This is a genomic window from Citrobacter amalonaticus (assembly GCF_002918555.1).
Classification (GTDB): Bacteria; Pseudomonadota; Gammaproteobacteria; order Enterobacterales; family Enterobacteriaceae; genus Citrobacter_C; species Citrobacter_C amalonaticus_A.
The window spans coordinates 646,748-667,218 of record NZ_PQMB01000001.1; the positions used below are offsets into that span (position 1 = coordinate 646,748).

Below are 20,471 nucleotides of genomic sequence, written 5' to 3' on the forward strand. Positions count from 1 at the left end.
GCAACTCACCCCAGGAAAACCCGCAATCTTGCTTTTTAATTTTTATCGCTGATAAGAAAGCTTTTAAACTGCGGTGACATCCAGGTTTTAAATCCGTCGCTCTCTTTGGTGATCATATAAACCGCCAGCCCTTCGCGACGGGCCACCTCTTTCGCCTTCTGCGCGCCAAGCACCATTAAACCGGTATCCCAGCCGTCGGCTTCCAGGGCGGTCGGTGCAATCACCGTCACCGAAACCAGATTGTGCTCGATCGGCCGACCGGTTTGCGGGTCGATCACATGGGAAATACGTTTCCCCTCAAGCTCATAGTAGTTGCGATAGCTTCCGGAGGTGCTGATGCCGTGACCATTAATGTCGACAACCGCCTGCACCGCATTTTCCTGATCCGTCGGTTTCTGAATCGCCACCCGCCACGGATGCCCTTCCGCATTCATTCCGCGGCTGTTCAGGGCTCCGCCAACCGAGACCAGATAACGGGCAATGCCTTCCTGCTCCATGAGACGCGCCAGATGATCCGCCGCGTATCCCTCGCCCACGGTTGAGAGGTCAACATACAGCTCAGGGATATTTTTTTGCAGATACTGCTGGTGAGATCCATTAATGACCGTCAGGTGTTGAAGCCCGGTTATCGCCTTCGCCGCATCGATTTGCGCTTGTTCCGGCACCTTAACCGGCTGCTTATCCGGACCAAATCCCCACAGATTCACCAGCGGCCCCACGGTCACATCCATCGCGCCGCCCGTTTTGTCACCAATGCGCAGCGCGGAGGTCACAATATCCGCCATGGCTTCACTAACAGGCCAGGGAGAGAGGCTCTGCGAGTGGTTAAAACGCATCAGCGCAGAATCATTTTTCCAGGTTGAGAGTAGCTGATCGTCGGCATCCAGTTGAGTCTGAATCCGGGTCTGTAATTCCGGGGCCAGCTTAGCATCGACCCCAACCACGCTGACACGCCAGAAGGTGCCCATCGTCTTCCCTTCGAGCACCGTTGTTTCAGGTGCAGAGGCGTTAGCGGATTTCGGGGCTTCATCACACCCAACAAAAAAAAGTGTGGTGGCTAATAGCGCTATACGAGCGAACGTCATTTCCATACGTAATTATCCTCATGCGAACGGGCGCAAGAGTACACCAAAATCCACTTTTTGTACGCTGGAATTGGGCACAAAAAAAGGCCCCGCAGGGCCTTTTGACGATTCAGGAAAGAATCAGAACTGATAAACCAGGCCCAGCGCAACGATGTCGTCGGTGCCAATATTTGCATCATTAGTGAAGCGGTTATCGTCCAGCAGGTTGATTTTGTAATCAACGTAGGTGGACATGTTTTTGTTGAAGTAGTAAGTCGCGCCAACATCAACATATTTCACGATGTCCCGATCGCCGTAGCTCCCCATGTCTTTACCTTTAGACTGCAGGTAAGCGACGGACGGACGCAGACCGAAATCGAACTGGTACTGAGCAACCACTTCGAAGTTCTGCGCTTTGTTAGCCCAGCCCAGTTCGCCCGCACGCGTTGCGTTATAGGTCTGGGTGTACTGTGCTGCCAGGTAAACGTTGTTAGCGTCGTATTTCAGACCACCGGTGTAAGTCTCAGCGCGATCGCCAGTACCGAAGTTAAGCTTGTTCTGCTCGTCAGTACGTTTGGAGCTGGTAACTGCAGTACCCAGAGAGAAGCCTTCACCGATATCATAAGTGATAGATCCGCCAACGCCGTCGCCGTTCTGTTTCAGCGCTTCACGACCATTGTTGGTCACACCGGTCATGCCCTCGCCAGACGGACTACCATTTTTACCCTGATACTGCAGGGCAAAGTTCAGGCCATCAACCAGACCGAAGAAGTCGGTGTTACGGTAGGTCGCGAAGCCGTTACCACGCTGCTGCATGAAGTTGTCAGCGCCATAGGTATCACCGCCAAATTCTGGCAATACGTCGGTCCAGGAGGTGACATCGTAAACAACGCCGTAGTTACGACCGTAGTCGAATGAACCGGCATCGGCGAATTTCAGACCAGCGAACGCCACACGGGTCCAGGAGTTATTTCCACTTTCAGCAGAGTTCCCCTGAATCTGGTATTCCCACTGGCCGTAGCCGGTCAGCTGGTCATTAACCTGAGTTTCGCCTTTGAAGCCGATACGCATGTAGGTCTGATCGCCATCAGCGCTTTTATCATCGGAGAAATAGTGCAGACCGTCGACTTTACCGAACAGGTCTAATTTGTTGCCGTCTTTATTGTAAATTTCAGCCGCATTTGCTGCGCCTGCTACCAGCAGAGCCGGTACCAGGAGGGACAGTACTTTAACTTTCATGTTATTAACCCTCTGTTATATGCCTTTATTTGATTTTTTATGCCACTGCGTACTGATTAACCCTCATTAATCAGTCGGCAACTTCATTCTCCTCAAAATGACAGAATAATCCAATACGAATATGATACGAAAACTTTTAAGATGTTTCATTCATGCCAATAGCTGTTTCAAAATGTAAAATCAGGGGAACTTTTTTAGAGAAACAGAAAGACAAAAATAAGCATCAATTAACAAGAAATAATGATATACGTTTTAAAACATGTAGTTACAAATACAAATACCGTCGCACTGAATGTTAAAACAAAGTTTTCACTCGCAACTAAAATAGTGTTGCTATCATCATTAACTTTATTTATTACCGTCATTCGTTTCTGAATGTCTGTTTACCCCTATTTCAACCGGATGCTCTGCATTCGGTTTTTTTTTACCCTTATCTTACCTCTCGATTTATCATCATTTGTTACCCCTGAAGAACAATAACGGTAATTTATCATTAAGTTTGTTTAATCAAACTTATAACTGTCTGAATATTTTCCTGTTATTAAGGATAATTTTATGGCACACCCGGTAAATATTTGTACTCGCCACCTGAATTTGTACACTTTCACAGCGTAACAACGGCAACAGCGTCACTGGCGAAAAATGCGCCACGGTGGCGCGTAGAGAGTCTGGAAATTCACACCGTTCCCTTTATACTGCCCTTTCACCTTTTGCGTTGTTTTAACAGGTCATAACCACGAATGAGTCAGTCTGATACAACGGCCACGTCCCGATTCTCCCTTCTGCCGGGAAGCATTACCCGTTTCTTTTTACTACTGATCATTGTGTTGCTGGTGACCATGGGCGTCATGGTACAAAGCGCCGTCAATGCCTGGCTGAAGGACAAAAGCTATCAGATCGTCGATGTCACTCATGCGATTCACAAACGGGTGGATACCTGGCGTTACGTCACCTGGCAAATCTATGACAACGTTGCAGCCACCGCGAATCCCTCCACCAGCGAAGGATTACAGGAGACGCGTCTGAAGCAGGATGTTTACTACCTTGAAAAACCGCGACGCAAAACGGAAGCGTTGATTTTTGGCTCCCATGATAGTTCCACGCTGGAAATGACCCAGCGCATGTCGACGTATCTGGATACCTTGTGGGGGGCGGAAACCGTACCCTGGTCAATGTATTACCTGAATGGACAGGATAACAGTCTGATTCTGATCTCCACGTTACCGCTTAAAGATCTCTCTTCCGGATTTAAAGAGTCGACGATTGGCAACATTGTCGACTCGCGCCGAGCGGAAATGCTGCAACAGGCTAATGCGCTGGATGAGCGAGAGAGCTTTTCCTCGCTGCGTCGGCTGGCCTGGCAGAATGGGCGCTACTTTACGCTACGAACGACTTTCAACCAGCCGGGTCATCTGGCGACGGTGGTCGCGTTTGACCTGCCGATTAACGATCTTATTCCGCCCGGGATGTCGCTGGACAGCTTCCGTCTCGAACCAGACACCTCACCAACAACGGCCCGTACCAGCGATAAAGAGTCACCGGACAGTGTGAGCATCAGCTTCAACAGTTCCAAAATTGAGATTTCATCATCGCTGAACTCAACGGGTATGCGCCTGGTCTGGCAAGTTCCATTCGGCACGCTGCTGCTGGACACGTTACAAAATATTCTGCTACCGCTGTTGCTCAACATCGGCCTGCTCGCCCTGGCCCTGTTTGGTTATACCACTTTTCGCAATCAGCCCGGGCGAACGACGGAGGTCCCCCCCGCAACGGCGGCTAACAATGAGTTACGTATACTGCGGGCGATTAACGAAGAGATCGTCTCCCTGCTTCCGCTTGGTCTGCTGGTTCACGATCTGGAGGTGAACCGCACCGTCATCAGCAACAAAATCGCCGATCACCTGCTGCCACACCTGAACCTGCAAAATATCACCAGCATGGCGGATCAGCATCAGGGAGTGATTCAGGCAACGGTCAACAATGAGCTTTATGAAATTCGCTTGTTCCGCAGCCAGGTCGCCCCCCGGACGCAGATCTTTATTATTCGCGATCAGGACAGGGAGGTTCTGGTTAACAAAAAACTGAAGCAGGCGCAGCGGCTGTATGAGAAAAATCAGCAGGGTCGCGCTGCCTTTATGCAGAACATCGGCAACACACTGAAAGATCCCGTACGCGCGCTCGCCGTGAGCGCAGCAGAATTAAATACGCCGGAGAGCCAAAAGCTCGCCAGCCAGGCCGATATGCTGGTACGCGTCGTCGATGAGATTCAGTTAGCGAATATTCTGGAAAACGACAGCTGGAAAAGCGAGCCAACGCTCTTCTCGATTCAGGATCTGATTGATGAAGTCGTCCCGGAAGTTCTCCCGGCGATGAAGCGTAAAGGTCTACAGCTGCTGATAAATAACCCTCTGAGCGCCAGCGACGAACGTCATGGTGATCGCGAGGCCCTGCGACAGATTTTACTGTTGCTAATGCAGTATGCGGTAACCACAACCCAGATTGGTAAAATCACGCTGGAAGTGGAAAGCGATGAATCCGTTGCGGAACGCCTGACTTTCCGTATTCTCGATACCGGCGAAGGGGTGACGCTCAGCGAAATTGATAACCTGCATTTCCCGTATATCAGCGAAACGCAGGGCGACCAGTATGGCAAAGCGGATCCGCTGGCCTTCTGGCTGTGCGATCAGCTGGCGCGCAGGCTAGGCGGTCATCTGAATATTAAAGCGCGCGATGCGCTAGGCACTCGTTACATCGTTCATGTTAAGATGACTCCCCACGACCAACATGTGGAAAATGAAGAGCGTCTGCTGGACGATGTCAGCGTGATGATAGACGTCACGTCGAATGAAGTGCGCAATATCGTACTTCGTCAGCTAGAAAACTGGGGAGCGACTTGCCTCACGCCGGATGAAAGAGTCCTGAGTCAAGAATATGACCTCTTTTTAACTGATAATCCGTCTAATCTTACTGCCTCAGGGTTGCTTTTAAGCGATGATGAGCCAGGCGTGCGGAAAATGGGTCCTGGTCAGCTGCGCGTCAACTTCAATATGAGTAACGCGATGCAGGAAGCGATACTACAACTGATTGAAGAGCAACTGGCACAGGAAGAAATTCCTGAATCCCCTCTCGGGGGAGATGGAAATGCCGAGCTTCATGCCAGCGGTTATTACGCGCTATTTGTAGACACAGTTCCGGATGATGTTAAGAGGTTGTATACTGAGGCAGCAACCAGTGATTTTTCCGCGCTGGCACAAACGGCTCACCGTCTGAAGGGTGTGTTTGCCATGCTAAATCTGGTACCCGGCAAGCAGTTATGTGAAACGCTGGAACATCTGATTCGTGAGAAAGATGCTCCAGGTATAGAAAAATATATCAGCGACATTGACACCTACGTCAAAAGTTTGCTGTAGCAAGGTAGCCTACTACATGAACAATATGAACGTAATTATTGCCGATGACCACCCGATTGTACTGTTCGGTATTCGCAAATCACTTGAGCAGATCGAGTGGGTGAATGTTGTTGGCGAATTTGAAGACTCCACAGCACTGATCAACAACTTACCGAAATTAGACGCGCACGTGTTGATTACCGATCTCTCCATGCCAGGAGATAAATACGGTGACGGGATCACCCTGATCAAATACATCAAGCGTCATTTCCCGAGTCTGTCGATCATTGTTCTGACGATGAATAATAATCCGGCGATCCTGAGCGCCGTGCTCGATCTGGATATCGAAGGGATTGTACTGAAACAGGGTGCCCCGACCGATCTGCCGAAAGCGCTGGCCGCCCTGCAAAAAGGCAAGAAATTCACGCCGGAAAGCGTCTCTCGCCTGCTGGAGAAAATCAGCGCGGGTGGGTATGGCGACAAGCGTCTGTCACCGAAAGAGAGCGAGGTACTGCGCCTGTTCGCTGAAGGTTTCCTGGTCACCGAAATCGCCAAGAAGCTGAACCGCAGTATCAAAACTATCAGCAGCCAGAAAAAGTCGGCAATGATGAAGCTGGGCGTCGAGAACGATATCGCCTTGCTGAACTATCTCTCATCCGTGACCCTGAGCCCAGCCGACAAAGACTGACCCCATTTAACACCGAAATGCCTGATGGCGCGCAGCCTGAAGGCCTACAAATAACACATCGTTGTGCATTTTCTGTAGGCCGGAGAAGTGAAAGCGCCATCCGGCATTTTTTATGCCCGCGTTTTCCTGACCCGCTCCGCATACACCGCCAGCGTCTGTTTCAGCACATCTAACGTCACCGGCTTGGACAGACAACTATCCATACCCGACTCAAGGCAACGCTGCTTCTCTTCCGCCAGCGCGTTAGCCGTCACCCCAACTACCGGCAGCGTCAGCCCCAGCTGGCGAATACGCTGGGTCAGCCGGTAGCCATCCATATTGGGCATATTGACGTCGCTTAAAACAATGTCGATATGGTTTTTACTCAGCACATTAAGGGCATCAACGCCATCATTCGCGGTCTTGCACTGATACCCCAGCGATCCAAGCTGATCGGCCAGCAGGCGACGATTGATCGGATGATCGTCCACCACCAGGATCATCATATCGTCGTTAGAGGTCAGCATTTTCTCCGGCGCAGGCAGCGCTGCGGAAAGCTCTTCGCTGCTCAGTTCAATGCTGTAGATCCGCGCCAGCAGCGCCGGGAGTTCATGCGGAGACGCCACGCTATGGACCCACTCGCCTGGCGCTCTTTCCAGCGGGATGCCAATATGGCGACGGCAGAAGGTGACAGCCGCTCTCCCCTGCCATTTCTGCTCAAGCGCGTCATCGGTAATCAGTACGTCGTCCGCCGATGGCTCCTGCCCTTCATAGCGCAACACGTCCACATCACTACGTTGCAGGCTGGTTTCGATAAAATGACACAGCGATGCGTTACGCACGGCCAGCCAGCAGCGCGTCCCGGCCAGCCCTTCGACGCCTTTTTTCACCGGGTACTGCGCGCCATACAACGGAATGCGTAGCGTAAACTGGCTTCCCATGCCCGGCTCGGAATCGACAGAGATATCGCCATCCATCATGCTGATCAGCTTCTCGCAGATAGCCAGCCCCAGCCCGGTCCCCTGGAAATTGCGCTGCACGCCGGTTCCTACCTGGAAGAAGGGATCAAACAGGCGCACCACTTCTTTAGCCGGTATCCCTACTCCCGTATCGCGGACACGAATGCTCAGGTAGTCGCCATCGCAGCGCACGTGCAGAACGATACAGCCGATATCCGTGAATTTAATCGCATTACTGAGCAGGTTGGAAATGACCTGCTGCAAACGCATCGGATCGCCATTGAGCGCAACCGGTACATTCGGATCGATAAAGCAGTACAACCCAAGCTGCTTACGCACCACCAGCGGCAGATAGTTGGCGGTAATGTGATTCATCACCTCTCTGGGTGAGAACTCACGTGGCTCAATCTTCAGCTGTTCAGATTCAATTTTCGAGAAGTCCAGAATGTCGCTGATGATCTTCAATAGCAGGCTTGACGAGTTATTCATCGCCGTGACCAGCCGGTCGACCCCTTTCGGCAGCTCTTTCGTTTGCAGCAGGTCGAGGTTACCGATAATGCCGTACAGCGGCGTGCGCAGCTCGTGGCTCACGGTTGCCAGGAACATCGATTTTGACTGGCTCGCCTGCTCCGCCGCCTGCGCCATTTCCTGTAAAGACTCTTCCATCTTGACGCGCGCAGAAACATCAACCAGCACGCAAATGGCTACGTTTTCATTGCGATAGCGGGAATGAACAAAGCTGATTTGCAGGTTGGTATTATTGCTGGTCAGCACATCCACAAAGTTAACCTGCTGGCCACAGATAATCTGGGTTAATCGTTGCCGATCCTCATGGGTGAGCATATTCAGATAAGTATGCGCCAGCTCATTACTGAGGATATTTACGCCATCAATGGTGCGCAAAATACAGATCCCCACCGGGGCAGAGGCAACAATTTTACGGTTGAACTGTTCATGCTCTTCCAGTCGTTGGGCATCGCTTTCCGCCGGAATAAAAATCCGCCGTTCATACATACGTGCCAGCGTGAACAACGCCGCCCCGACCAGGACGTTCAGTACAATCGCGTTGAGGATAAGCATCCGGATACGTTCAAGCACTAAATCAACGGGCACCGAGTAGACGATGCTTAATGACGACGGCGGCAGGTTTTTCTTTAACACCAGTTCACGAAAGCCGGGCGTGTAACCGAACCAGGAACGCTCCTGCATCCAGCGCGGCTCTGCTTTGATACTACTATCCGGCCCGGTCAGCGAAATCAGGGCATGACCGTTTTCATCGAGGATGGTCACTCCCATCGGCAGGTTGCCCGGCGTAAAGAAGTTTTCCATGCGAATCGACTGCTCAACGCCGACCATCGCCTGCAGGCGATTGGCAAGATAAACCGGCGTCAGCGCATAGAAATAACCGATTCCAGGACGCGGCCCCTGGTCAATCCAGAAAATGTTATTACCGGTTTCATCCTGCGGCGTATTGCGGTATTTCACAATTCTCTCATGCAGCGCTTTCAGGGCGCTGTCGCGTTCCACCGGCATATCGCGCAGACCAAAGTTCGCCATGCACAGATTGTCGCTGCCGATCAAAAAAACGCGATTCAGATCGTAAGCCGCAGAAAAGTTGTCGCGCCAGTAGCGCATAAACCACGCCAGCGATTCCAGCGAACCGCGCCAGGCGTTGCCCATTGCCGCACAGTCAGAATCGGCAAACAGCGGCTCAAAGGTCGGCACCACGGTTTTATCATCACGCTCCCGCGAGGCCATCATCACGCCGCCTTCCATTATCAGGCGATTCTCAGCGACATATTTCAGCTCTTTCATCACATCAGATGTGCGCTGAATATAGCGCTGAGCCTGATCGGAACTGAGGTTAAACTCCTGGCGGATCTCAGATTCCTTCTGGTGCAGCGCGTTGACAATGTAAAATACCGAAACAAAGGCAATCAGCAGCCAGATCAATAGCGCCAACGCTCTGAAGAGGTAGCGTGAAACTTTCAGGGTTGTACGAAAGGAAGCAAGGTATTTCAAAAGGGCGATGCTCCGCCTCAGGCGATAAATAGAGTGTGGTTAAGGTAGCGGTAAATGCCCGACGTCGCAATGCCCTCTCTTTGCGGGAATATGATACTCCGCTGAGAAACCTGCGCCTCACCCCCCGATAATAGGCGTTTGCTGAAAGGACCACACGGATGTCTGCATGCGCTACCTGAGACGAATGTACCCACGCCGCTTACGCAATCAAATGATTCTGATGGCTATCCTGATGGTCATTGTGCCAACGCTTTCTATTGGTTATATCGTAGAAACCGAAGGCCGGTCAGCGGTGCTGTCTGAAAAAGAGAAAAAATTGTCAGCGGTTGTACACCTGCTCAACGAGGCGCTGGGCGATCGCTTCGCTCAATTCGCCGGACTTCCCCGCGAGGAGCGTATCCGCGCGCTGAATGCGGAATTAGCGCCAGTAACCGAAGGGATCACCCGCGCTTTTCCAGGGATCGGAGCCGGCTATTACAACAAGGCGCTGGATGCGATTATCACCTACGCCCCTTCAGCGCTGTATCAAAACAATGTAGGTGTCACCATCGACGTCGACCATCCCGGAAGAGAGGTCATGCGCACCAACGCGCCGGTGGTGTTTTCCGGCAGACAGGTGCGCGGCGATATCCTCAATTCCATGATCCCGATAGTCCGCCATGACGAGGTGATCGGCTACATCTGGGCGAATGAGCTGACGGAAGATATTCGCCAGCAGGCCTGGAAAATGGATGTCCGTATCATCGCCGTTCTGGCGGCAGGTCTGATTAGCAGCCTGTTGCTGATCGTCCTCTTCTCGCGCCGTCTTAGCGCCAATATCGACATCATCACCGACAGCCTGCCAACGCTTGCGCAAAAGACCCCGGCGCAATTACCCGAGCTGCCGGGCGAGCTGGGGCAAATCAGCCGCAGCGTTAACGCTCTGGCGCAATCGCTGCTGGAAACCAAAACGCTCAACGATCTCATCATAGAAAATGCCGCCGACGGGGTTATCGCTATCGACAGGCAGGGAAATGTCACCACGATGAATCCCGCGGCGGAGATGATCACAGGCTACAGGCTGGATGAACTGGCCGGGCGTCCCTACGCAACGTTATTCGCCGATCCCCACTTCTCCAGCCCCGTGCTTGACACTCTGGAGCACGGCACCGAGCATCTGGCGCAGGAGGTCAGTTTCCCTGCCCATGACCGCACAATAGAGCTTAGCGTCACCACCAGTCGTATCCACAACGCCAGCGGCGAAATGATTGGCGCTCTGGTCATTTTCTCCGATTTAACCGCCCGCAAAGAGACGCAGCGCCGTCTGGCGCAAACCGAAAGACTCGCCACACTGGGCGAGCTGATGGCTGGCGTGGCCCACGAGGTGCGCAACCCGCTTACCGCGATCCGGGGCTACGTGCAGATTATCCGCCGGCAAACCAGCCTGCCGGTGCATCAGGAGTATCTGTCGATCGTCCTGAAAGAAATCGATTCGATTAATAAAGTCATCCAGCAGCTGCTGGATTTCTCCCGCCCACGACAAAGCCAGTGGCAGCAGGTACCGATCAATGCCCTGATCGAGGAGGCGCTGATCCTGGTACAAACCTCCGGGGTTCAGGCGCGGATCGACTTCAATACAGCGTTCGATACAACGCTCCCTTCGCTCGTTGCCGATCGCGAACTGCTCAAGCAGGTGCTTCTGAACATGCTCATCAACGCCGTACAGGCGATAGGCGCACGCGGCGAAATCCGCATCCGGACCTGGCGCGACACGCCGACGCAGCTGGCGATCGCAATTGAAGACAATGGTTGCGGCATTGATACGGCCCTGCAGAAAAAGATCTTTGATCCCTTCTTCACCACCAAGGCGTCAGGAACCGGACTAGGGCTGGCGCTCAGCCAGCGCATCATCAATGCGCACCAGGGCGACATCCGCGTAACCAGCCAGCCCGGATGTGGCGCGACCTTTATCCTTATTTTACCGATTAACCCGCAGGAAACCTCGTCAGAATGAAAACCCGCTACCGTATTCTCATCGTCGATGACGAAGATAACGTTCGCCGTATGCTCGCCACCGCGTTTTCGCTACAGGGGCATGAAACCCACTGCGCCAGCCACGGTCTGGCGGCGCTACAGATTTTTACCGACGCCCCGCCTGACGTGGTGTTGATGGATATTCGTATGCCGGAAATGGATGGTATTGAAGCGCTGAAAGTCATGCGCACCCGGCACCCGCGAATCCCCGTTATTCTGATGACCGCCTATGCCGAAGTGGAAACCGCAGTAGAAGCGCTACGCAGCGGCGCATTTGATTATGTGATTAAGCCATTCGATCTGGATGAGCTTAATTTGTTGATTCAGCGCGCCCTGCAACTGCAGGCGATGAAGCAGGAAATCCGCAGCCTGCATCAGGCATTGAGCACCAGCTGGCAGTGGGGACATATCCTGACCAACAGCACGGCAATGATGGATATCTGCAAAGATACGGCGAAAATCGCGCTTTCCCAGGCCAACGTGCTGATCAGCGGGGAAAGCGGCACCGGGAAAGAGCTAATTGCCCGCGCTATTCACTATAATTCGCGGCGGGAAAACGGTCCCTTTATCAAAATAAACTGTGCGGCGCTGCCGGAATCACTGCTGGAGAGTGAGCTGTTCGGTCACGAAAAAGGGGCGTTTACCGGAGCACAAACTGTACGTCAGGGGCTGTTTGAACGAGCCCATCAGGGAACGCTACTGCTGGACGAAATAGGTGAGATGCCGCTGGTATTGCAGGCTAAGCTGCTGCGCATTCTCCAGGAAAGAGAGTTTGAACGTATTGGCGGTCATCAGACCATTCAGGTTGATATCCGCATCGTGGCTGCCACCAACCGTGATTTGCAGGCAATGGTAAAAGACGGCACCTTCCGCGAAGATCTGTATTACCGGCTGAACGTCATCCATCTGACGCTTCCTGCGCTTCGCGAGCGGCGGGAAGATATTCCCCTGCTCGCCAACCATTTTTTGCAAAAATTCAGCTCAGAAAATCAACGGGATATTATCGAAATCGATCCCGCCGCCATGTCGCTACTCTGCGGCTGGTCGTGGCCGGGTAACATTCGTGAATTATCCAATGTGATTGAACGCGCGGTGGTTATGAGCACCGGTGCGGTGATTTTCGCGGAGGATTTCCCCGCCCCGTTCCGCCACCCGACAAGCCACTCCACCGAGGCTAAACCGACGCAATCAGGTGAACGCAACCTGAAAGAAGAGATTAAACGTGAAGAGCGACGAATCATTATGGAGGTGCTGGAGCAACAGGAAGGAAACCGGACGCGCACCGCATTGATGTTAGGCATCAGCCGACGTGCGCTGATGTACAAATTGCAGGAGTACGGTATCGAACCGGCGGGTCTCTGATACCAGAATTTGCTATGCAGAATTTTGCGCACTGTGCAAAATTCTGCAACCTTCTCAACGCATCCCCCTCATCCTGACATCATAAATTAATCTTTATATTCAGATAGTTAATTATTTTATTTGCGATTTGTCCGTTCTGGCATCCCGCTTGCTATTCCCTTCGTGCACCCAAAATGGAGTATGCAAAAGGGAAACATAATGAAAACAAAACTGATTACCTTACAGAATGCCTCAGACTTCTTTCGTGACGGCATGACCATCATGGTTGGCGGCTTTATGGGGGTAGGCACTCCCCCCCGCCTTGTTGAAGCCCTGCTTGAATCTGGCGTCAGAGACCTGACGCTTATCGCCAACGATACCGCCTTTGTCGATACCGGTATTGGCCCGCTCATTGTTAATGGTCGCGTCAGCAAGGTTATCGCCTCACATATCGGGACTAACCCGGAAACCGGTCGGCGAATGATTGCCGAAGAGATGGAGGTTCAACTGGTTCCGCAAGGCACCCTGATTGAACAAATCCGCTGCGGCGGCGCAGGACTGGGCGGTTTTCTCACTCCAACCGGCGTCGGCACCGTCGTCGAAGACGGCAAGCAAACCCTTCAGCTTGACGGCAAAACCTGGCTGCTGGAACGTCCGTTACGCGCAGATTTAGCGCTGATCCGCGCCCACCGCGCCGACCCGCTCGGCAACCTGACCTACCAGCTCAGCGCCCGCAATTTTAACCCACTCATTGCTCTCGCCGCTGACATTACGCTGGTTGAGCCTGACGAAATGGTTGCGACAGGCGATCTCCTGCCCGACCAGATTGTCACCCCAGGCGCGGTTATCGACCACATCGTCATCCCACAGGAGAGCAAATAATGGATGCTAAACAACGTATTGCGCGCCGCGTGGCGCAGGAACTGCAAGATGGCGATGTCGTCAACTTAGGAATTGGCCTGCCGACGATGGTCGCAAATTATCTGCCGGACGGTATTCACATCACGCTGCAATCTGAGAACGGCTTTCTGGGGCTGGGGCCGGTCACGACCGCGCATCCGGATCTGGTGAATGCCGGGGGCCAGCCCTGTGGAATTCTGCCCGGTGCGGCAATGTTCGACAGCGCCATGTCATTTGCGCTGATTCGCGGTGGTCATGTTGACGCCTGCGTTCTCGGCGGTCTACAGGTGGATGAACAGGCGAATCTCGCCAACTGGGTCGTTCCCGGCAAAATGGTGCCCGGCATGGGAGGCGCAATGGATCTGGTCACCGGCGCGCGTAAAGTGATTATTGCGATGGAACATTGCGCGAAAGACGGCTCTGCGAAGATCCTGCGTCAGTGCACCATGCCGCTGACCGCCCAACATGCCGTGCATATGCTGGTCACCGAGCTGGCTGTATTCCGCTTTATCGACGGAAAAATGTGGCTGACTGAAATCGCCGAAGGGTGTGATCCTGAAACCCTGCGGGCAAAAACGGAAGCGCACTTTGCGATTGCCGCCGATCTGGCGATCCTGCGGGGTGACGCATGATTGGTCGTATCTCACGCTTTATGACGCGAGTTGTCAGCCGCTGGCTTCCCGACCCGCTGATCTTCGCAATGCTGTTGACCCTGCTGACGTTCGGTATCGCCCTTTGGCTGACGCCGCAAACGCCGGTGAGCATGGTGAAATTCTGGGGCGACGGCTTCTGGAACCTGCTGGCGTTTGGTATGCAGATGGCGCTGATCATCGTAACCGGCCATGCGTTAGCCAGTTCCGGGCCGGTGAAAAGCCTGCTGCGTACGGCGGCATCCGCCGCCAAAACCCCCGCTCAGGGCGTCATGCTGGTGACTTTTTTTGGTTCTGTCGCCTGCGTGATTAACTGGGGATTTGGTCTGGTGGTCGGGGCGATGTTTGCCCGTGAGGTGGCCCGGCGCGTGCCGGGTTCCGATTATCCGTTACTGATTGCCTGCGCCTACATCGGGTTCCTGACCTGGGGCGGCGGTTTCTCCGGCTCAATGCCTTTGCTGGCGGCAACGCCTGGCAACCCGGTCGAACACGTAGCGGGGCTCATTCCTGTCGCGGATACCCTGTTCACCGGATTCAATATTTTCATCACGCTCGGCCTGATTGTGGTGATGCCGTTTATCACCCGGATGATGACGCCAAAACCATCTGACGTTGTCAGCATCGATCCGAAACTGTTACTGGAAGAAGCTGATTTTCAGAAGAAACTGCCGCCAGATGCGCCGCCATCTGAAAAACTGGAAGAGAGCCGCATTCTGGCGCTGATCATCGGTGCATTAGGGATTGCCTATCTGGGTATCTACTTCGCCGGGAAAGGTTTCAACATCACCATCAATACCGTCAACCTGATGTTTATGATTGCCGGTCTGCTGCTGCATAAAACGCCGATGGCCTATATGCGCGCCGTCAGTGCTGCCGCACGCAGCACCGCCGGAATTCTGGTGCAGTTCCCCTTCTACGCCGGGATCCAGCTGATGATGGAACACTCCGGACTCGGCGGTCTTATTACTGAATTCTTCATCAACGTCGCCAACAAAGACACCTTCCCGCTGATGACCTTCTTCAGCTCTGCGCTGATTAACTTTGCCGTGCCATCCGGTGGCGGACACTGGGTTATCCAGGGACCGTTCGTCATGCCTGCCGCTCAGGCGCTGGGGGCGGACCTCGGCAAGTCGGTGATGGCCATCGCTTACGGCGAGCAGTGGATGAACATGGCGCAACCGTTCTGGGCGCTACCCGCGCTGGCCATCGCCGGTCTCGGAGTACGCGACATTATGGGCTACTGCATCACCGCCCTGCTCTTCTCCGGGATCATTTTTGTCATTGGTCTGACCTTGTTCTGACGACAATCCCCTCACTTTTAAGGAACAGAAGATGAAAAACTGTGTCATCGTCAGTGCGGCACGTACCGCAATCGGCAGCTTTAACGGCGCACTGGCCTCCACCAGCGCTATTGACCTCGGCGCAATCGTCATTAAGGCGGCACTTGAACGTGCGCAGCTTGACCCCCGGCGCGTGGATGAAGCGATTATGGGCAATGTGCTGCAGGCGGGGCTGGGACAAAACCCGGCCCGTCAGGCACTGCTCAAAAGCGGCCTCGCCGAAACGGTTTGCGGTTTTACCGTCAACAAAGTATGCGGCTCCGGCCTGAAAAGCGTGGCGCTTGCCGCACAGGCGATTCAGGCCGGACAGGCGCAGGCGCTTGTTGCAGGCGGGATGGAAAATATGAGTCAGGCACCGTATTTGCTCGATGCCAAAGCCCGCTGGGGCTATCGCCTCGGTGACGGGCAATTGTCAGACGTTATTCTGCGCGATGGTCTTCTGTGCGCGACTCACGGCTATCATATGGGCATTACCGCAGAAAACGTGGCCCGGGAATACGGCATCAGCCGGGAGATGCAGGATGAACTGGCCCTGCTTTCACAGCGTAAAGCCGTTGCCGCAATAGAGTCTGGCGCATTCCAGGCTGAAATTGTGCCGGTCAGCGTCACATCCCGCAAAAAAACCGTTATTTTCGAGCGCGACGAGTTCCCTAAGGCCGACTCCACCGCAGAAGGTCTTGCCGCATTGCGTCCGGCCTTCGATAAAGCGGGCACGGTGACGGCAGGTAATGCCTCAGGGATCAACGACGGTGCAGCGGCATTAGTGATAATGGAAGAATCTGCCGCACTGGCGGCAGGGCTAAAACCGCTTGCGCGTATCAAAGCGTATGCCAGCGGCGGCGTCGCCCCGGCGTTGATGGGCATGGGGCCGGTTCCCGCCACGCAGAAGGCACTGCAGCTGAGCGGCTTACAGCTTTCTGATATCGATCTGATCGAAGCCAACGAAGCGTTTGCCGCACAGTTCCTTGCCGTCGGTAAGACGCTCGGTTTTGATCCGCAGAAGGTGAACGTGAACGGCGGGGCTATCGCGCTCGGACACCCTATCGGCGCCAGCGGCGCGCGCATTCTGGTGACATTGCTGCACGCCCTCTCCGCACGTGATAAAACGCTCGGACTGGCCACACTATGCATCGGCGGCGGTCAGGGCATTGCGATGATAGTGGAACGAATGAATTAAACTCTGCGGTCCCTTCGGTTAGACACAAAGTCATTCAGGATGCATCTGTCGGGTAAGAATGGCGAGTCTCAGGGATGAGACGAGTCATTCACCAACCAGCACAGAGGCTGCCTGAAGAATGAAGTGTATACTCGCCATACTTCAGGTTGCTGCTGCGCTGGCTTTGTTACCCGGCCTGTCCCCGGGCCTCGCCCCTTCGGGGCCAGCGCAGGCGCTGTTCAAAACGACGATGCCGTTTTGTCCCGCAACTCGAATTATTTAGAGTATATATGTCATAATAAACAAAACCGACCGGGGGACCTTAATGAACATTATCGAACAACTTCAGTTATTGGTAAAAACAGGTTCGCATACCGAACAAACTATTAGCCGTTACATTCTTGCTACATTATCGGCTGCGGAAAAACTGACGTCGACGGCAATTTCAAAAAAGGCCCATACCAGCCAACCTTCTATCGTCCGTTTTGCTCAGGCTCTCGGTTATACCGGATTTACGTCATTTAAATATGATCTCATTAAATGTTTGCGTAGTCAGCCTGAAGTACTGCTTCCGGCTCAGGCGAGTAAAAACAACGCTATTCCTGGCGAGTTTATTAATAATAATAATCCTGCGGCACTCAATACATTTTTTGAAATTATTAATTCCAGCCGTCATCTTTATTTCTGTCATCCACGGGAACTGAGTTCTTTACTCAGCGAGATCATTCAGGATTATAGTGATATTGGTAAGGTTTGTATTCCCGTGGAGTATAAAAACGCCCATTTGCTGCTGGCAAATAGCCTGACAGATTGTGATTCGGTGATCCTGCTGCCGGGACTCAAAGAGGAGCCGGATAATCAGCTGATTACATTGATTCGCGAGCACGAAGCGGCTTCGCTGGCTGTCGCCTGTCATCAAAGCGGAACGTCACTGGCCGATGTGACGCTGTACACCCCGCAGTCCAGCGCCAGTCCACTTAGCTTCGCCGCACTGAAAGTGTCATTACACACGCTTTTTTTCCATGCGCTGCAATACTGCTACCTGAATATGAATAATGAAAAAACGTCCCATAAGCGATGATAATTGGCCAGGGTCAGGGGGAATATAAAACCCGGCCTTAATCAGAGAAGTTAACGTCAAAAAATGCTTATGAGACGTATACCCAATGGATTTCGGGTTGCATCAAGGCGGCAACGCAGCGAGTCTCCCGGAGCGTACATGAGTGCGTGACTGGGATGGGCCGGGTAACAAAACCAACGCATCTGCAACCTAAAGTATGACGAGTATAAAAATTAAATTTATTGCAGATGAATAACCGTTCCTGTTGATAACGAGTGATGCACCGCTTCACAAATTAATGTGGCCTGCAACCCGTCATCTGCGGTTGCCAGATAAGGTGTATCAAATAATATATGCTCTACAAAATCATGGATTGGCTGAATACCGTATCCACTGGCCCTGTTATTAACGTAATTTATAAAGTTATAATTTGGCGTTGCACTACGTTGTGGCGTAAACATTTCATAGCCGCGCAGCTGCGCATCGGCACGATAATAATTATTCTCGGTGATCACAAAACTACGGCCATCATTCGCTTTGGGAAAGGAAGGGGGTAAACACCATCCCACTTCAACGGTCCACTGCGCCCCATTGTCAAACGTCACAAAGGACTGAATGGTGTCCCAGGTATCGATGCCTTCCGCAATCAGCTTCTTTTTTTGCCCAATCGCGTAGACGCTCACCGCATTGGCGCCGTTCATGTAATAGCGAATTAAATCAAAACAGTGTGTGCCAAGAAAATGGACGGGAGAGCTCTCATTCGCCCACGACAGCCAGTTTTTCGGCACGTCGATAATATCATCCATGCTCATATAGCCGCGCAGCACCTGACCGGTTTCGGGCTTCAACAGTTCATGATGGATATGCTGCGCCATCCCGTCCCAACGTTTATGGTAATCGACGCCAATTTTCACGCCCCACTCGTCGGCACAGCGGATAATTTCCCGACATTCCGCGGACGTTGTCGCCATCGGTTTCTCAATCAGCACATGTTTACCCGCCTTGATTGACTCAATTGTGGCATCAAAGTGGAAAGGGTCCGGCGTGGCAATCGACACCAGATCGACCTCCGTGGCGGCAAACAATTCTGCGAGCGAGCCATAGCCGGGAACATCAAATTCAGCCGCGACCTTTTCGCGGATCTGCGGATTTATCTCGCAAAAACCCACCAGATTAACCAACGGGTTATAGTGATAGGCGTTAATGTGATGTTTGCCGTAAATACCAGCCCCAACTACGGCGGCATTGATTTTGTTCATGACACAATTCCTCAGTTAAACAAGCCAAAAGAGAACAGGTAGCCGATGGCAACCGCCAGCGGGGCGGTGATCATCCGTGAAAGCAGGAAAGAGGGAACCCCAAGCCGAATGGTTTTTTCTTTCGCCTCCTGCATGGAAAGCCCGACGGGAATAAAATCAGCGCCGACCTGTACGTTGATAGCGAACAGCGCCGGTAACGCCATCAGGGGCGAAACCACCCCGCTACCGATTAACGTCCCTACCAGCACGCCCACGACCTGTGCAATGGCTGCGCCGGGCGCCAGAATGGGAGAGATAAACGGCAGACCACAAATAATGGCAATCACAAACAGACCGGTTAACGATCCGGCAAGCGGTGACAGTGCATTCCCGGTCCACTGACCAATCGCCGTTTCCTGAACCAGGGCTATCAGAACTGAGATAAAAGCCATAAACGGGATAACATTTTTAATACACAGCTCCACTGACTCACGCGCAGAGGAGTAAAGAAGGCTGACAAAGTTACCGATGCTCGTCGCGAAACGGGTCATCAACTCCAGCGCCGTATTGGCTACTGAACCGCGCGGATTTGCGTCTGCACGAGGACTGGCCGCGGTCGGGGCGCTACCTGCGGGCAATGGCTCGACAAGATCAACAACGTCACCGGCATTAACCGACTGATTAATGGTTTCAATCAGCGAAAGTGAGTCGCTGCAGACATCCGAAATGTAGATATCCTCAGTGATGTACTTCGCCAGGGGCCCCATTGCCCCGGTAGGGAGCACGTTGATCGTCTTGATTCTTTTTTGCGGATAGATGCCACAGCGTAAGGACCCCCCGCAGTTGATCACCACGCAGAGAATTTTCTTGTCATCCGGCATTGCATCAAAGCCGTTAACAACCGGCATCTCCAGCATTTCGCCCAGCTTTTTGGCAACCGGATCGATAGTTTTCCCGGTCAGAGACAGGATCACTTTGCTGGTATCACGAGATAAATACATATCGTCGCCAATACCTGAATGACCTTTTTTAATCAGTACCGTTTTCATTGGTTTTCCTCATTATTGTTAATGGGCCAATCAATTCATTAATCGCTGGGGAACAATGACTCTTTACGTGTAATGATCCATAGGCTATTGGTTTTTCTGCCCCGTCAAATACCACCGTCATATGACCAAGCTCGCATAAATTTTGCCATGCGGCATCGCCCCAGCAGGTTATATTCCAGCGCTGGTTATTCATCTGTAATACATAGTCCGCTATTTTTTCTGGCGGGGCGGTATCACAGACAATATTCTTAATAACCAGCACATAGTCGAGATAATCTTTCGGGGCCAGCTCGTTAAATGTTATCAACATGCCATTAAGCAGCCCCTCTTCCACTTTCCTTCCAGCCTTTACAACGTCAGCCGAAAATAATACTTTCATTGTTT

The 20,471-nt window shown here is 52.8% G+C and carries 15 protein-coding genes; 9 read left to right on the forward strand and 6 right to left on the reverse strand.

What is annotated here, in order from left to right; genetic code table 11:
- Nucleotides 1–35: 35 nt before the first annotated feature.
- Both apbE and C3432_RS03260 read right to left on the reverse strand, forming a co-directional pair.
- Nucleotides 36–1,091, reverse strand: a complete 1,056-nt coding sequence (gene apbE, locus C3432_RS03250) for an FAD:protein FMN transferase ApbE (RefSeq protein WP_103775241.1) — start codon at nucleotides 1,089–1,091, stop codon at nucleotides 36–38.
- A gap of 114 nt (nucleotides 1,092–1,205) precedes the next feature.
- Nucleotides 1,206–2,303 (reverse strand): porin OmpC, encoded by a 1,098-nt coding sequence (locus tag C3432_RS03260; RefSeq protein WP_103775242.1) that lies wholly within the window; start codon nucleotides 2,301–2,303, stop codon nucleotides 1,206–1,208.
- Nucleotides 2,304–3,043: 740 nt separating this feature from the next.
- On the opposite strand from C3432_RS03260, the gene rcsD reads away from it, so the two are divergent.
- Nucleotides 3,044–5,713, forward strand: coding sequence for a phosphotransferase RcsD (rcsD, locus tag C3432_RS03265; protein WP_103775243.1), 2,670 nt, complete (start codon nucleotides 3,044–3,046; stop codon nucleotides 5,711–5,713).
- Between the two features lie 16 nt (nucleotides 5,714–5,729).
- A complete protein-coding gene (rcsB, locus tag C3432_RS03270; protein WP_001061917.1) occupies nucleotides 5,730–6,380 on the forward strand; it encodes a response regulator transcription factor RcsB in 651 nt (216 codons plus the stop codon).
- Nucleotides 6,381–6,490: 110 nt separating this feature from the next.
- Here rcsB and rcsC read toward each other — a convergent pair whose 3' ends face one another.
- Complete coding sequence (gene rcsC / locus C3432_RS03275) at nucleotides 6,491–9,340, reverse strand: two-component system sensor histidine kinase RcsC (RefSeq protein ID WP_103775244.1); 2,850 nt, start codon at nucleotides 9,338–9,340, stop codon at nucleotides 6,491–6,493.
- A gap of 166 nt (nucleotides 9,341–9,506) precedes the next feature.
- On the opposite strand from rcsC, the gene atoS reads away from it, so the two are divergent.
- The 7 genes from atoS to C3432_RS03310 all read left to right on the forward strand — a co-directional run bounded on the left by atoS (nucleotide 9,507) and on the right by C3432_RS03310 (nucleotide 17,821).
- Nucleotides 9,507–11,333 carry a two-component system sensor histidine kinase AtoS gene (atoS, locus tag C3432_RS03280; protein ID WP_103775245.1) on the forward strand — a complete coding sequence of 609 codons (1,827 nt, stop codon included), beginning with the start codon at nucleotides 9,507–9,509 and terminating at the stop codon, nucleotides 11,331–11,333.
- Nucleotides 11,330–12,715, forward strand: coding sequence for an acetoacetate metabolism transcriptional regulator AtoC (atoC, locus tag C3432_RS03285; RefSeq protein ID WP_103775246.1), 1,386 nt, complete (start codon nucleotides 11,330–11,332; stop codon nucleotides 12,713–12,715). Before atoS ends, atoC begins: the two co-directional genes overlap by 4 nt.
- 198 nt (nucleotides 12,716–12,913) lie before the next feature.
- Nucleotides 12,914–13,576 carry an acetate CoA-transferase subunit alpha gene (gene atoD, locus C3432_RS03290; protein ID WP_103775247.1) on the forward strand — a complete coding sequence of 221 codons (663 nt, stop codon included), beginning with the start codon at nucleotides 12,914–12,916 and terminating at the stop codon, nucleotides 13,574–13,576.
- The gene (locus tag C3432_RS03295) at nucleotides 13,576–14,226 is read left to right on the forward strand and encodes a 3-oxoacid CoA-transferase subunit B (RefSeq protein ID WP_103775248.1); all 651 of its coding nucleotides are present in this window, start codon (nucleotides 13,576–13,578) and stop codon (nucleotides 14,224–14,226) included. Before atoD ends, C3432_RS03295 begins: the two co-directional genes overlap by 1 nt.
- Nucleotides 14,223–15,545, forward strand: a complete 1,323-nt coding sequence (locus C3432_RS03300; protein ID WP_103775249.1) for a TIGR00366 family protein — start codon at nucleotides 14,223–14,225, stop codon at nucleotides 15,543–15,545. The genes C3432_RS03295 and C3432_RS03300 overlap by 4 nt, the downstream gene beginning before the upstream one ends.
- A 31-nt stretch (nucleotides 15,546–15,576) precedes the next feature.
- Nucleotides 15,577–16,761: an acetyl-CoA C-acetyltransferase gene (locus C3432_RS03305; protein ID WP_103775250.1), complete on the forward strand. Its 1,185-nt coding sequence runs from the start codon at nucleotides 15,577–15,579 to the stop codon at nucleotides 16,759–16,761.
- A 304-nt stretch (nucleotides 16,762–17,065) separates the two neighbouring features.
- Nucleotides 17,066–17,821: a MurR/RpiR family transcriptional regulator gene (locus C3432_RS03310; RefSeq protein ID WP_103775251.1), complete on the forward strand. Its 756-nt coding sequence runs from the start codon at nucleotides 17,066–17,068 to the stop codon at nucleotides 17,819–17,821.
- Nucleotides 17,822–18,039: 218 nt separating this feature from the next.
- Here C3432_RS03310 and C3432_RS03315 read toward each other — a convergent pair whose 3' ends face one another.
- Genes C3432_RS03315 through C3432_RS03325 form a run of 3 tightly spaced genes read right to left on the reverse strand, consistent with a single transcriptional unit; the run spans nucleotide 18,040 to nucleotide 20,466 of the window.
- On the reverse strand, nucleotides 18,040–19,059 hold the full coding sequence (locus C3432_RS03315) for a Gfo/Idh/MocA family protein (protein ID WP_103775252.1): 1,020 nt from the start codon (nucleotides 19,057–19,059) through the stop codon (nucleotides 18,040–18,042).
- An 11-nt stretch (nucleotides 19,060–19,070) separates the two neighbouring features.
- A complete protein-coding gene (gene srlE / locus C3432_RS03320; protein WP_103775253.1) occupies nucleotides 19,071–20,087 on the reverse strand; it encodes a PTS glucitol/sorbitol transporter subunit IIB in 1,017 nt (338 codons plus the stop codon).
- On the reverse strand, nucleotides 20,068–20,466 hold the full coding sequence (locus C3432_RS03325) for a PTS glucitol/sorbitol transporter subunit IIA (protein ID WP_103775254.1): 399 nt from the start codon (nucleotides 20,464–20,466) through the stop codon (nucleotides 20,068–20,070). The genes srlE and C3432_RS03325 overlap by 20 nt, the downstream gene beginning before the upstream one ends.
- Nucleotides 20,467–20,471: the final 5 nt, after the last annotated feature.

What these genes read in the sequence shown, in the direction of transcription:
- apbE (WP_103775241.1), bottom strand. Translation starts at nt 1,091, where the DNA reads ATGGAAATGACGTTCGCTCGTATAGCGCTATTAGCCACCACACTTTTT.
- C3432_RS03260 (WP_103775242.1), bottom strand. Translation starts at nt 2,303, where the DNA reads ATGAAAGTTAAAGTACTGTCCCTCCTGGTACCGGCTCTGCTGGTAGCA.
- rcsD (WP_103775243.1), top strand. Translation starts at nt 3,044, where the DNA reads ATGAGTCAGTCTGATACAACGGCCACGTCCCGATTCTCCCTTCTGCCG.
- rcsB (WP_001061917.1), top strand. Translation starts at nt 5,730, where the DNA reads ATGAACAATATGAACGTAATTATTGCCGATGACCACCCGATTGTACTG.
- atoS (WP_103775245.1), top strand. Translation starts at nt 9,507, where the DNA reads ATGCGCTACCTGAGACGAATGTACCCACGCCGCTTACGCAATCAAATG.
- atoC (WP_103775246.1), top strand. Translation starts at nt 11,330, where the DNA reads ATGAAAACCCGCTACCGTATTCTCATCGTCGATGACGAAGATAACGTT.
- atoD (WP_103775247.1), top strand. Translation starts at nt 12,914, where the DNA reads ATGAAAACAAAACTGATTACCTTACAGAATGCCTCAGACTTCTTTCGT.
- C3432_RS03295 (WP_103775248.1), top strand. Translation starts at nt 13,576, where the DNA reads ATGGATGCTAAACAACGTATTGCGCGCCGCGTGGCGCAGGAACTGCAA.
- C3432_RS03300 (WP_103775249.1), top strand. Translation starts at nt 14,223, where the DNA reads ATGATTGGTCGTATCTCACGCTTTATGACGCGAGTTGTCAGCCGCTGG.
- C3432_RS03305 (WP_103775250.1), top strand. Translation starts at nt 15,577, where the DNA reads ATGAAAAACTGTGTCATCGTCAGTGCGGCACGTACCGCAATCGGCAGC.
- C3432_RS03310 (WP_103775251.1), top strand. Translation starts at nt 17,066, where the DNA reads ATGAACATTATCGAACAACTTCAGTTATTGGTAAAAACAGGTTCGCAT.
- C3432_RS03315 (WP_103775252.1), bottom strand. Translation starts at nt 19,059, where the DNA reads ATGAACAAAATCAATGCCGCCGTAGTTGGGGCTGGTATTTACGGCAAA.
- srlE (WP_103775253.1), bottom strand. Translation starts at nt 20,087, where the DNA reads ATGAAAACGGTACTGATTAAAAAAGGTCATTCAGGTATTGGCGACGAT.
- C3432_RS03325 (WP_103775254.1), bottom strand. Translation starts at nt 20,466, where the DNA reads ATGAAAGTATTATTTTCGGCTGACGTTGTAAAGGCTGGAAGGAAAGTG.